Annotated in this window: 14 protein-coding genes and 2 tRNA genes; 3 read left to right on the top strand and 13 right to left on the bottom strand. The window is 48.2% G+C overall.

Going from position 1 to position 12,913, the window contains the following annotated elements:
- Positions 1-954: 954 nt before the first annotated feature.
- A complete protein-coding gene (locus BN3279_RS16255) occupies positions 955-1,341 on the top strand; it encodes a hypothetical protein (RefSeq protein WP_059052218.1) in 387 nt (128 codons plus the stop codon).
- 2 nt (positions 1,342-1,343) lie between these two features.
- Complete coding sequence (locus tag BN3279_RS16250) at positions 1,344-1,808, top strand: hypothetical protein (protein ID WP_059052217.1); 465 nt, start codon at positions 1,344-1,346, stop codon at positions 1,806-1,808.
- Between the two features lie 110 nt (positions 1,809-1,918).
- On the opposite strand, the gene BN3279_RS16245 is transcribed toward BN3279_RS16250, so the two are convergent.
- From BN3279_RS16245 to BN3279_RS24050, 5 genes are all read right to left on the bottom strand, one after another.
- Positions 1,919-2,410 (bottom strand): hypothetical protein, encoded by a 492-nt coding sequence (locus tag BN3279_RS16245; RefSeq protein ID WP_059052216.1) that lies wholly within the window; start codon positions 2,408-2,410, stop codon positions 1,919-1,921.
- A gap of 108 nt (positions 2,411-2,518) precedes the next feature.
- Positions 2,519-2,668, bottom strand: coding sequence for a hypothetical protein (locus BN3279_RS23840; protein ID WP_157686461.1), 150 nt, complete (start codon positions 2,666-2,668; stop codon positions 2,519-2,521).
- Positions 2,669-2,891: 223 nt separating this feature from the next.
- Positions 2,892-3,170: a hypothetical protein gene (locus BN3279_RS16235; RefSeq protein WP_148466862.1), complete on the bottom strand. Its 279-nt coding sequence runs from the start codon at positions 3,168-3,170 to the stop codon at positions 2,892-2,894.
- Positions 3,171-3,265: 95 nt separating this feature from the next.
- Positions 3,266-3,796 carry a J domain-containing protein gene (locus BN3279_RS16230; RefSeq protein ID WP_059052214.1) on the bottom strand — a complete coding sequence of 177 codons (531 nt, stop codon included), beginning with the start codon at positions 3,794-3,796 and terminating at the stop codon, positions 3,266-3,268.
- 83 nt (positions 3,797-3,879) lie between these two features.
- On the bottom strand, positions 3,880-4,116 hold the full coding sequence (locus BN3279_RS24050) for a hypothetical protein (protein ID WP_187377853.1): 237 nt from the start codon (positions 4,114-4,116) through the stop codon (positions 3,880-3,882).
- Positions 4,117-4,284: 168 nt separating this feature from the next.
- Between BN3279_RS24050 and BN3279_RS16225 the strand changes: the two genes are divergently transcribed.
- A complete protein-coding gene (locus BN3279_RS16225) occupies positions 4,285-4,965 on the top strand; it encodes a site-specific integrase (RefSeq protein ID WP_232436873.1) in 681 nt (226 codons plus the stop codon).
- Positions 4,966-5,075: 110 nt separating this feature from the next.
- Here the strand turns inward: BN3279_RS16225 and BN3279_RS16220 are convergent.
- The 8 genes from BN3279_RS16220 to BN3279_RS16190 all read right to left on the bottom strand — a co-directional run bounded on the left by BN3279_RS16220 (position 5,076) and on the right by BN3279_RS16190 (position 12,836).
- Positions 5,076-5,149 (bottom strand) — tRNA-Ile (locus BN3279_RS16220).
- A gap of 16 nt (positions 5,150-5,165) precedes the next feature.
- Positions 5,166-5,239, bottom strand: a tRNA-Met gene (locus BN3279_RS16215).
- An 82-nt stretch (positions 5,240-5,321) separates the two neighbouring features.
- On the bottom strand, positions 5,322-5,498 hold the full coding sequence (locus BN3279_RS23835; protein WP_222860901.1) for a hypothetical protein: 177 nt from the start codon (positions 5,496-5,498) through the stop codon (positions 5,322-5,324).
- A gap of 124 nt (positions 5,499-5,622) precedes the next feature.
- Positions 5,623-7,125: an ABC transporter substrate-binding protein gene (locus BN3279_RS16210; RefSeq protein ID WP_059052213.1), complete on the bottom strand. Its 1,503-nt coding sequence runs from the start codon at positions 7,123-7,125 to the stop codon at positions 5,623-5,625.
- Positions 7,122-8,006 (bottom strand): ABC transporter ATP-binding protein, encoded by an 885-nt coding sequence (locus tag BN3279_RS16205; RefSeq protein WP_059052212.1) that lies wholly within the window; start codon positions 8,004-8,006, stop codon positions 7,122-7,124. The genes BN3279_RS16210 and BN3279_RS16205 overlap by 4 nt, the downstream gene beginning before the upstream one ends.
- A gap of 2 nt (positions 8,007-8,008) precedes the next feature.
- Positions 8,009-10,939 carry an ABC transporter permease gene (locus BN3279_RS16200; RefSeq protein ID WP_059052211.1) on the bottom strand — a complete coding sequence of 977 codons (2,931 nt, stop codon included), beginning with the start codon at positions 10,937-10,939 and terminating at the stop codon, positions 8,009-8,011.
- Positions 10,940-12,034, bottom strand: coding sequence for an efflux RND transporter periplasmic adaptor subunit (locus BN3279_RS16195; protein ID WP_059052210.1), 1,095 nt, complete (start codon positions 12,032-12,034; stop codon positions 10,940-10,942).
- Positions 11,997-12,836: an ABC transporter ATP-binding protein gene (locus BN3279_RS16190; RefSeq protein ID WP_082673107.1), complete on the bottom strand. Its 840-nt coding sequence runs from the start codon at positions 12,834-12,836 to the stop codon at positions 11,997-11,999. The genes BN3279_RS16195 and BN3279_RS16190 overlap by 38 nt, the downstream gene beginning before the upstream one ends.
- Positions 12,837-12,913 lie beyond the last annotated feature (77 nt).

The raw sequence follows: 12,913 nt of genomic DNA, 5'->3' as shown, positions 1-12,913 counted from the left end.
ACTTGTTGCAACCAAATTCTATATGAATCAAGTTTTCTGCAACTTTACACACCTCTGCTTCGAACAGAACTGCTTAGTCCCCGTCCAGGCTCCCCACATGCAGTTCTTGCACTTCGCCGGCTGCTTCGGCTCCGATCTTGGACGTTGTAACTTATGACGTTTCCCTGCCATGCCGCCGTTCACCTCGATTCTTCGGAACCTCTGACCTGCCTGCTGTTACCTGGATCAACCACCGAATCACATTCATATCCATCACGCTCCGTTCCTGAAAAATAGAAAAGGCCGCTCCAGTGAAGGAACGACCTGAGTTTATATATTGAGTTCACATATACAAAAAGTCTGGCCAGAGCATTGCGACCGTACCGGCCGCCGCAAAAACGCTACGCTCTTTGCTTTAAATAATATGTACTTAGTTACTAGAGTGCTCAAAACCATTTTAACGAGCTGGTAGAAATGGAGTCAAAATGCTAACCTTCTGATTCATGGAAGATAGCAATCCAAAGCTTAAATTCTCTCCCTCTTCCTAACTATTTTGATATTGCTCATTAGAAGGGTTATTCTGGAAGTAAGGATACCAAAGGAAAGGAGAATGTGTATTGTATCGTGTAGAAACATACATAGAGAAGCTATTCATGATCGGTTTGATTATCTTATTTGTATTTGGCATCAGTAAAGGTTTTCTTTATGCATTTGAAACCCTTCCAGAAAGAATAGCCGTTTTCACAGCAAACTTCGGCAAGTAACAGAAAAAAGCGAGAAGAGTTACGCCCCGGTTGTTCGCTGCATGTGCAGCCGTGCGTGTCATTCTCGCCTTTTTCTATGCTCCTAATGTATCACGGGAAAACCGTCAGATGGTGTTCAACTTAGGGTCAAGTTACGTTCGATTTGTAGTCATATATTTAATTAAAACGAGCATATAAAATCAGTATCCATAAATATTAGGGGGAATTACATTTGAGGTTGAATCCCAAGTTAAAAATCTACAAAGAGAATGATAAGTTGTTAAATAGCTTTCAAATTAGCATCATAAACCAATTTGAAACAGAACTAGCTAAAGATATACTCATATCTGAGCATTATGCAAATGAGAGAGATGAAGAAGAACAAAGATGGCACTATAAAGAAATATCGGTAAGACATGTTGTATCAATAATGAACGCATTAGGGATTAGTATTGATCAATTTGAGAAAACAGAACAGTATAGCGAAGAAGCATCCGAACCATATTACACATACAATTTCAACAAAGTGTGGGAGTTTCTAAAACAACTTTCCCCTTATGAATTTCTGGTAGCGATGGTGACGGTAACCCAAACGTCAAGCAAAATGACACACGTATAAATATGAAACTATTAAATACAACCATTCGTGAGCAACTTAACATTCACGACATCCTCTTTGAGGAGCTTATACAAAATCAAATCTTCATTGCAATGTCTTTCGACAATGATATGAAACCTGCAAGGCAAGCAATTATGAAGGCCGTACAAGCCTGTATGTATACTCCTATTCTCATTGATGTGAAGGAACATAATAATTTCATTGTTCCAGAGATCTTTACTGAAATAGATAAGAGTGAATTGGTTATTGCTGACCTTACACAGCAAAAAACAGGAGTTTATCTCGAGGCAGGATATGCTTTAGGACAAAAAAAGTCTGTTATTCTAACTTGCAAAGAAACTGACTTTGAAAATATGCATTTTGATGTCGCCCAGATAAATACAATTAAATGGTCAGACGAAAAAGTTCTAGAAGAACGATTAATAAGTAAGATTAATGCTATAGAGTATCAGCGCAAAGCGTTATAGGACAAATATTAAAAAATCAAAGCTTGGGTCAAAGGACATTAGTCTAGTAAAAATAGCGGCAAATTAGGCTGTATTTCGTGTCTTAGTTTGCCGCTTTTCCTAGCCATTTTTTAAAACTTCTCATCATACTGCTCAAAGAACCCCATGATCTTCAGCGACTCAGCTACGCTCTCCATTCCCTCGCCAATCTTCCGCCGAATAGTGCTGTCACTCAAACTGCGCCGGAAGAACAGCAACGTCTCCTTATATGAGTACCCCTGGATGTAACGATAATCAACCGCCTGCTTTGCTTCCGGATCCTGTATCAGTCCCCAGGCTCTGCGGATCTGCTGCGTATAGAATTGGTACTGTTTATACACCCAGCGCTGCTTTTCAATCAAGATAGTCGCATTGGCCGTCTTATCCGCATGCAGATCCTCTTGATCGACCCGGCGAGCTGCTTCTCCATCGATGGCCACCTGCTTCAATTCCTCTTCATAGTTCTCGAAATCCTTCATCAACGCCAGCATCTTCGTATATTTACCGAGCAGGAACTTTGTGCGCTGGATCTCCTGCTCACTTGCTGTCGGAAAAAGCTCTCCCTGTTCCCACACCATCGCCATTCCCCTCAATCCCCTTTGTGGTATAATTCGTTGAGAGGAATATATTACCGATTGACCCCCGCGCCCGGCTAGGTTATGGGGGTCTTTGCGCTACTTTTTCGCACTGCGTTATTCGGATTTTATTTGTTCACTACATTCACAACAGAACACTTCAATCTTTCCACTACGATCCAACGAGATAGTTACATTGCCGCTATCTAAGTGTTCTGCTGCCTCAATTACGTTTGAAGCTCCGCATTCACATTCAATTTTGAACATTTAGGCCCCCTCCTTCCTACACTTAATGGGTCTGTTTACAAATAATCGACTGTAATATAAGATTGGACTTAGCCATTTATGGCAAGCTTTTATAGGTCGGTAGCTCAGTTGGATAGAGCACCTGTTTCGCAAACAGAAGGGCGAGGGTTCGAGTCCCTCCCGGTAAAGCAATCCGAGGACTATCTCCTCGGTTTTTTATTTCACTTAAGCCACTTAATGTACGTCAATCTGGCCTTGCAAGTACGCCTGCAAGTGCTTTAATCGCCCGGGGCTCCGCTTGATTACGCTCGTCATTTGCCAGATATTCAAAATCTGGATGATAATACACTTCCGGCTTGTGGCCGTCTCGCTTTTTGTGGGCCAGCTGTCCAGACCTTACAGCCGTGTTGAGCGCTTTGCGTACGTCAGCCGGTATCTTAACGGCTACTCGCACGCGCTTCATGCGTACCATCTCGACATTAGTCTCATCTGCCGTCATCTTCCCAAGATGTACTTGGTCCATTAGCCACTCAATATTGTTTTGCATAGTCAAGTTTATCACCGTCCCAAGTCCGCAACTCTTGCTGCCCCTTGGCTGGTATTGGATCCGTGAACCTCTCAGTAGTCGGCATCTGCCATACCCTCCCCCTCCTGGCTGAAATATCGTTTAGCATCCTCCGATGCGCGCTGTAGCTGCTTAAATGCCGTCCCATCATCTTTGAGTACATCCGGATGTCGCTGCTTGGCCAGTTCCCGAAATCTGTCTTCAACCTCCGCCGCGTCCCCAGGGATGTGTTCAAATCCAAGCTCCTTAAAATACTCCGGAACAACAACCGGTGGAGGAAGGAACCACATGCCTTCGATCCAGTTTTGCAAATCATACAGACCTCGTTCTACTAGCCGTGCTAAGTCCTCAAGAGCCAGAACAATCTGTGCAAAGGCATCGCTGCCATACCGGATGCTTTGTCCCTTCGCTTTCGCCTTCTCAACGCTATGCTCAAACCGGTAAAGCTGGCCGCGGTAACGAAATTCGATCCAGCCACCGTGCCGACCCCAGTCGTAGTTGTGCTCATCTACACCAAATCGCTCCATGACCTTAGCGAGCTTCTTTTCGTAATAATCTGGGGATACATATTGCTTCCCTGCCATACTTACCACCCCTTCAGACGATCATACGTTCGGTCAGAGGGCCGCAGATGGCCCTCCCCGATTCTAATATCACAGGAAACGAATTAAGCCGCTCCCCCGTCTTTCATAAGTTTCTCAACCCGCTTTTTGTACGCGGAATACTTCGAACTGATTTGCAAACTCGGTACGCCTGCCTCCTTGGCAATCTGCATCCAGGTTTTGCTTTCTTCCTTCCGCTGCTTAAGAAGGGTTGGGAAGTCGAATGGAATGTCCTCAAAAACAGGAGCCTTGTTGATAATGAACTCCTCAAGAGCCTCCTTGCTGATTTCAACCTCATCCATAATTTCCCGCTCGTAGTCCGTCAGCTCATCCTCTGGAGCACCGGGCTCCTGGCTGCCATCGTCCGTGAAGTCTATCCCTTCCCTATCATCAATACCCTTAAGCGGGCTCTTCGTCTCGCCTATACCGAGTCTGGTCTGCTTGCTGAAGATGTCATGAGTAAGGTGTCCATGCGGAGTAAAGTAAATGCTAATGAACAGAAGGAGATGCAGTTCTGGTCTGTCGAGGATTTCACAAAATTCCTGGAGTCCTCCAAGGGACATGTACATTATATTGTATTCTCTCTGGCCATTTACACAGGGATGCGTCGCGGAGAGATCCTTGGCCTGCGCTGGCAGGACATAGATTTCGATCATCGCGAGCTGAAAGTCATACAAACGGCCAATTGGACACGCTCAGGTCTCGTTATTCAGCGTCCTAAGACAAACTACTCCATACGTAGCGTCAAGCTGTTTCAGGCCGTGCTGGACGATCTGCAGGAGCGCTATGAGCAAGTCCAAGCGCTAAAAGCGGAATACGGGGATGCATACGAGGATAATGATTTAGTTTGCTGCTATCCCACCGGAGGCTATATCAAGCCAAAGCGAATTACTGAAGGCATGGTTGTCCTCGTACGGAAAGCCGGAGTAAAGAAAATTCGCTTCCACGATCTCAGGCATACCCATGCTTCGTTTCTTCTCAAAATAGAAATCAATCCTAAAGTAGCTGCGGAGCGTCTGGGTATGACACCAGCAATGTTCAACGAGCGATACTCTCACTTGCTCCCTACAATGCAAGACGAAGCTGTAGATCGAATTGAAGCAGAACTTAAGAAGCACAGCGAAAAATCCCTTGAGCCAACGAACGTTTAAGACTCCGTTAGCAAAATAGATTTAAGGTCATTTTGCAGCACGAATCCCCCCAACTCTACCACCCTACCAAATAGCAAAAACCCCTTGCTAGGCAAGGGGTTCACGCATTATGGGCCCTGAGGGACTTGAACCCCCGACCAATCGGTTATGAGCCGACCGCTCTAACCAACTGAGCTAAGGGCCCGAACGACTTAAATGAATTGCGGGGGCAGGATTTGAACCTGCGGCCTTGGGGTTATGAGCCCGACGAGCTACCGGGCTGCTCCACCCCGCGTCAATAAACAGCGACAATTAATAATATACACGATTTCCGTAGTCCACGTCAAGCCCATGGGTCGGTCGAGCTGACTCATCGATCAGACAATAAAGCGTACGCCATACTTGCCCTTACGGGAACGGTAAATTTCAATTTGTCGCATATCGTCGAAGCCGTAAATCCAGCCATCCTGTTCCAGCCGGCGGGCCAAGCATCCGGCTTGAAATTTAGTTCGATACAACTTATTAAAATACACCCAGCGCATACGTCTCGCCATCATCCTTTCACCAGAGTACCTTTCTTTCCTCATTTTGGGCCTGGTTATAGAATACCCATTAATAGCAAAAAAAGCCGTCGGTTTAGCACCGTACGGCTTTTTATAAGCTGGTAAATTTAGAGAATTATCCTTCCACAGCCGCATCGGTCGGAACAAATGGCGTACCGTCACCCTGGAACTGGGTTTTCGGATTGTTCTTAATCTCTTGCAGCATGGTATTTCCTTTCTCTTCCCACGCCTTCAAGGCTTCCTCAGGCGTCTTCTTGTTCTCCAGCACCTCTTGGAAGAACTGGCGACCACTATCGTTAACGCTATACAGTCCTGGCTTCTCCATCATCAATTTATCGAGCTTGGAATCACTAGGTGGTATAGGCTTCAACAAATAGAATGCTTGAATGTTGTAATCCAGCCCGTTTCTCGGCTGAATATAAGTTTTGCGGGCCAGCATTTCATAAGAATTACTACGGGATTTTAATTTAGCCCAGTCCGCACCATTAATAAATTTAATGAAATCCCAGGCCGTCTCCGGATTAGGGGCAGCGCTATTGATAGCAAATAAATTATTTAGCCAAATATTTCCCCCTACACCCGGCTTCTCTGGATGGGAAGGAACCGTAACAACATCCCAATCCACAGCCTTAAAGTTTTTGATTTTCGAGGCATTGTTATTGGCATCATTGATTTCGTTGACATAATAATTTTCGCCAATCGTCATCGCTACTTTACCTGACAGGAACATATCGCTGCTGATCGGGGTCCAGTTGCCATCCATTCCATCCATCATGGAGTTGCTATCGGGAAGAACCTTCTCCTTGGACAGCTTGCTGATCGTTTCCCAAACCTTCGTCCATTGCGGCGTGTTCACCGTCATCGTCTCAGCTTTTTCGTCAAAGGTTTTGAGCTGAAGCGCAGGGATATAGTTGGATTGCATATCCCAGAATGGATCATTGCCCATATAACGACTGAAGGTGAAGCCGTAAACGCGTTCTTTACCCTCGCCCTTCGTTACGCGGCGGGCCAGGTTAAAGATATCTTCCCAGGTCATATTGTCCGTAGGTGGCTCCACACCCGCATCCGTGAAGATTTGTTTGTTATAGTACAATGCTGAGGAAGAGAAAGAAGGTGTCAGAGCATACAGGTTGCCTTCCCCCATATCCTTGATTCCGTCAATTACCGCAGGAACAAAGTCCGCCGTATCAAATTTATCCTCCTGAATCAACGGATCCAGTGACTTAAGCATGTTTTCCTTAATCAATTGATTAAGCACGCTAGTATCGGTCACAACAATGTCTACCGGATTGCTCCCGCCCATGACCTGCTTCATGCTTTCCAGATAATCAGGCTGAACATAAGGCTGCGAGCTGTCCTGATACCGATATTGGGATTGATCAATCGCCGGAACAATTTCAATACGGACATTTTGATTTGTAAACTCATATACATCAGTGTATTGTTGACGGAAATAAGAGTCGTCATATCCCCCGTACAGCACCCCGATACGCAGAACCTTCTCCTGCTGATTATCCACGGCTTTGCCGCTGTTGCAGCCTGCGAGCAGGCCCAAGGCCAGCGTAGCAGTCAACGAGATGGACAGCAGCTTCTTCAGCCTCCCATATTTCTTCGTCATGATTGTTCCTCCTCCAATGGTTTAGGTGCCGTAATCACAATCTTCTCCCCATCAAACTCCATCGACGCCCGGCCGCTAATTCCTACGGACTCCAGATACTCCTTAGGAACTTGCAGGCGGCCCACGCGGTCAACGACCACAAACGCCTCATGCACCTCTTGGAGCCCACCAGCCAGCTCTGCCGCAGCCAAATCCAGGTTCGGATTACGCTTCACAAACTCGGTGCTGGTCAGACCATCGCGAATGGCTACTACCCGGTCTACCTTACCTGCTAACGTCAAGTCATGCGTAACGATAACGACCGTAATGCCAAGCTCCCGATTGACTTGCCGGAAGATCTGCATGATTTGATCGGAAGTCGCCGTATCCACCGAACCCGTGGGTTCATCGGCCAGCAGCAGCTTCGGACGATTAGATAGCGAAATAGCAATCGCCACCCGCTGCTGCTCCCCACCCGAAAGCTGGTGCAACTTATTGTGCATCCTATCCTTCAGCCCTACGCGTTCCAGTAGTTCCTGGGCATAGGCCCGATCGAGCTTGCCGGTCAACAGCATCGGCATCTCCACATTCTCCAGCGCCGTTAAATAAGGCAGCAAGTTACGGGCATTATTTTGCCAGACAAATCCCACCGTATTGCGCTTGTACTCTACCAATTGATCATCCTGAATCTTAAGTAGGTCCCACCCTCCAACAGACACTTGCCCTGCCGAAGGATGATCCAGCCCACCCAAAATATTCAACAGCGTTGATTTGCCGCTACCACTATTACCGATAATCGCCATCATCTCGCCCTGCTCAACGGATAAGTTCAGGCCTTGGAGCGCCACAACCTCGATGTCTTCGGATTTGAAAATCTTGACGAGTCCTTCGCATTGAATCATCTTTAACGCTCCTCTCCCATTTTAACGGCCTGATGCACCCGCAAGCGCCGAATTTGCCAGAGCAGCAGCCCGGCACCCAGCAGCAGCATCACGAATACGACCACATATAGCTGAAGCGTATCCTGCGAATCAAATACAATGCGGAACGGTGGTACTTGCGTCGTCACATTATCAGCCGTTTGCAGGAAGGGCAGGTACAGCTTCCCGGCGATCTTCCCGATGACGATACCCAATGCGATAGACAGTCCTGCCGTCAAAATCTGCTCAGCCAGCAGCATGAACGTCAACTGCTTGCGTGATAAGCCCATCGCCCGCAATATTCCGAACTGAACGACCCGGCCTGACAGGTTGAAGAACCAATACAGGATGTAGCCGATCAGTGAGACAATGACCGAAACGAGGAAGCCCAGGCTCAAAATACCGAATACTCCGCCCCGTGTCGGATGCTTGCTTTGTGCTGCCAGTTCACTGCGCACGTCATCAACCGAATAAAGATCAATGCCTTGCTCGGCTAATTTGGTAATCAGCGGGGCCACCTTGGCTCCCGGCTCCATCTTCAGCCATACCTCATAAGGTATGAGCGGAACCTGATCATAAATATAATCCAGATTGGCGATGACAAACGGAGTTTGATCCGGGTACTGACTAGGCCAATATGGCAAAATACCATAAACGGCAAATTCCACCGTCTGATCGCCGATCGCAATCGTGAATACATCCCCCGACTTCAGCTTGTATTTCTCCGCCATGTTAGAAGGTATTAACGCTGCACTTTCGTTCATGCCAAGAAACTGCAAATAACGGAAGGGATGCGTAGGGAACAGGTCTTTTCGGAACCATCCCACCTTGGAAAAGTCCAGGTTATCGATCCCCATCACATTCCCTTGCCCAGCCGAACGTCCGGACACAATAATATTCCCCTTGGTTTGAAGCACCCGTGCGGCATGCTCCACACCATCGAGCTCCCGGAAAATTTCAAATGGCGGTTCGGAGTAGATAACTTTGGATGGCGTCTGATTTTGGCCCCCTCCCGGAGCACCGCCACCAGAGCCGCCACCCCCACCTGGAGCACCTGGATTCCCGCCGCCTCCCGGCTGTCCGGAGTTCCCGCCTTGCCCAGGATTTTGATTCCCTCCGGAACCGCCCCCTTGGGTAGGACGAGTAATCTCTGCCGTTCCCTCCCATACGGTGCGCATAATGACATCTGAACCGTATTTGTAGAGAGTCCGTTCCGTCGAATTCAAATCGATCGTCCGGGCTGCCGAAGCGTTATACACACCAAGTCCCAGAGTCAACACAAGCAGAATCATCAACGGATAATAAGATGAAGAAGAACGGGAGAGCTGAGTTAAGCTCAAATAGTAAGGCACCGGCAACCACTTCTTGCCGAGCCAGCCAATCAGCTTCAACAACCACGGGAATACCCGCAGGAAGAATAGGCCAATGGAGAAAATCGCCAGTGCAGGCACGAAGAACAGAAACGGCTGCACCTGTAGTTCATCCGTCGTCATACCAGTTTGGAAGGTCAACATCTGCCGTTCATTGAACAGATAGTAACCATAGCCAGCGATTGCCATCAATACAATATCTATGAACCACCGTTGCCAGAATGGTGCACGATCGGAACGGGCTTGCTTCTGCTTTGCCTTCACAATAGATGACCTAGCGTAGGACACCGCCGGCAGCAAGGTAGCCAAGATAGCGATAACTACCGCTGCTCCACCCAACGCGAGAGCATCCAGATTAAATCCAACCGGAATGGATTGACGATTGACGAAGGTCAGGAAACCATCTGCAGACCCGATACTTTTGGACATAAACCAACCCAGCAGCGGTCCGGCAATCAAAGAAATAGCTCCAAGGATCAAGCTCTCCAGCAAATAAATAAGAATAATCTGCTTCGTTGACGCCCCGCGGCTGCGTAGTACCGCGATATCGCTCTGTTGCTTATCCAGCGCCTGGCGTGCATTCATCACGATGTAATAGAATACCATCGCAATCATAGGCGCTGCCAAGGTGAACAGCAAGGTTTGCATTTGCAAGCTTTGCTTGCGGAAATCACTTAGTAGACTGCCAAATGAAACATCAACCTTGGTATCCTTGAGTTTCTGATACAGGTCCACATTCAACCGATCCAGTGTATCGGATAATGGGGACAACTGGCTGGTCTGAATTTCAGATAAATTAAAGGCATAATACCAGCTTGAATTATGCAAAGGTATTGATAATTGCTTTAGCAATACATCATTAAACGCTTTCTCCGAGATGTAGAAGCTGTTCATCATCCCTTCAAAGCCTTGATACCAATATGAATCACTCTCATTTTCAGCCTGGAATGTGCCGACGATTTTGACCTTGAGCGTGATATCTACCCCGCTGTATACCGGGTATTCCATCACATCACCGACGTGAAGGTCCTGGCGGTACATCGCCTCCTCCAGCATCAGCGCTTCGACCATATTGTCGTTGACACTGTCCGAGAACAATTGACCGCCCGAAAGTGAAATATGCTCAGCCAAGCCGCTCATCGAGAGGATCGACATGGTTCTCGTCCGACTGGCATCCACCTTTGTGGGATCTTCCGGGAATACCTCGGTACCACGAATGGCACGAGTATTCACGTAGGCATCGTATGGAAAACCAATTTCCTGGGGAACCTCGTCAATGATATATTGGTTAACAGCCTCCAAGGCGCCCTGATCCGTTTTGGTCCCGCCCGCCGCCTGATAGCTCATGATTAAGGAGCCTGCCGGGAGCCCTTCGCTTTCGCTCTTCAGCGTTGTGGCAACCACTCTCTTCAGCGAGCCGTCCGAATACATCGGAATGCTGACAGTGAACGAGACGGCGACAATCAAGCCTAGCAAAGTGCTCAGCGTCAGCCATTTCGTGTTCCACATCTTACGGAACAGCAGGCGTAATAAAGGAATACCCATCTAGCGACCCACTACTTTCTGTCCCGGGGTAAGTCCCTTCACAATTTCTACATCCGTGGAAGTTTGCAGCCCGACCTCGACATCCACCTCACGTTTGGCGCCATCCGATTCAACAACCTGAACATACGTCCGCGAGCCAATGGTACGCAGAGCAGATGCAGGAATCAGCACCGCATTCTCCTTGCGCTCAGTCACGATAGATACGCTAAGCGGGCGGCCCCGTTCAATGCCTTCCGGCCATTTGGCCAGCTCAACAATCACGTACTTATCAATCGAATCCTTGTCCGGCTGGTTCGGATTGCTGTTACCATTATCATTATTGTCAGAGCCCGTGCTCACGGGCATAACCTTGACCTTGCCCTCGTATACACCAGATGCATTAATATCAACCTTCGCATTCATGCCTACGGCAATTTTCGTTAAGTCTTCCTTGGCAAAAGACGCCGCAACCACCAGCGAAGATGTATCGGAAAGAACAGCTACCGTATCATAGGACTTAATCGAGCCGCCCTTCTGCGCTGCAATAGACACAATCGTACCGGAGAACGGCGCTTTGAGCGTACCGTCCGCAATGGTTTTTTCCAAATCCGCCAGATCCTGACGCTGCTCTTCGAAAACGATAGACGCCTCTTCAAACTCAATCGGTTCCTTCTCATCCTTGGTCCGCAGCAGCTCTTTCATAGCGATCTCCTGCTTGCGGAACTCTAATCTTTTCTTGCGAAGGTCCTTCTGCATATCCTCCACGTCCAATTGAATCAGCACATCGCCTTGCTTCACATTGTCTCCAGCCTTAACGAGCACCTCTTTGACATGAAGATTATCCTCTGTGAAGAATAGAGGTTCCTCTCTTTGACTCATAATTTTACCGACCGCGCTGACGTTCAATTCAATCGTCTCCGTGCGCACCTCGTATTCCGGTTTCTTGGAAATCGTCGGCGGCGTGATTACAGGCAAGTCCTCTTCCGCCTCTTCATCCGGAAGCAAAGCACAGCCGGATGCGGCTACTAACGTTAGGCTCAAGGTCAAAATGCCTGCCAGCCGAACTACTCTCCCCCCTTTACCTGATAAATTTGCCATCCACCATTTCGTAAACATGGTCTGCTACCTCCAGGATTGTAGGATCGTGTGTCGTCATACAAATCGTAACATGCTCGGTTTGTATGATATTTTTGAATACTGCCATAACTTGTGCTCCCATTTGCGAATCGAGATTGGCCGTCGGTTCATCCGCCAGCAGCAGCTTGGGACGGTGCGCAATCGCTTTGGCAATCGCTACCCGCTGCTGCTCCCCGCCGGACAACTCAAACGGTCGGTGAAACATTCGCTTGCCCAGCCCAACAAGCTCCATGCAATGTGTGACGCGTTGCTTCCACTCCTGGGAAGGAACTCCGGCCATACGCAGTGACAGCTCCACGTTCTCCCAAGCGGACAACAAAGGGAGCAGGGCGTAGGCCTGAAAGATAAAACCAATCTGATCACGTCGCAACAACGTCCGCTTGTCATCATTTAATTGATGCAGGGGCTGCCCGCGAAACAAAATTTCACCGGATGTCGGCTGATCAAGACCGCCGAGCATATTCAGGAGCGTCGTCTTCCCCGAGCCGGACCGGCCTTTAAGCATCACCAATTGGCCAGGGAGCACCTCCATATCAATTCCCTTCAGGACCTTGATTTCTCCGCTGCCCACCGGGAATGATCGGTGTACATTCCTGACCGACAATATCGGCCCCTTCTCGCGTTCGTCCTCTACCCGTACCTTAGCAGCTACAATGGCCTCGGGTTCAGATTCCTCCACAGCGCTTTCATCCAAAGCCACAGCAATCTGGGCCTGTGAAGCGCGTGACTCTTCTTCGGACTTACCTTTCACTTTTTCCGTTTTGCGAAGCCATCGCATCATCGTGTATCGGTCTCCCATTTCTTGATTTGTGGTGCGTTTCTTGCCTTGTCCAGCAAGTCATCATGTCTTGCATTATA

Source organism: Paenibacillus senegalimassiliensis (assembly GCF_001486585.1).
Taxonomy (GTDB): domain Bacteria; phylum Bacillota; class Bacilli; order Paenibacillales; family Paenibacillaceae; genus Fontibacillus; species Fontibacillus senegalimassiliensis.
This window is presented reverse-complemented; position numbering and strand designations above follow the sequence as displayed.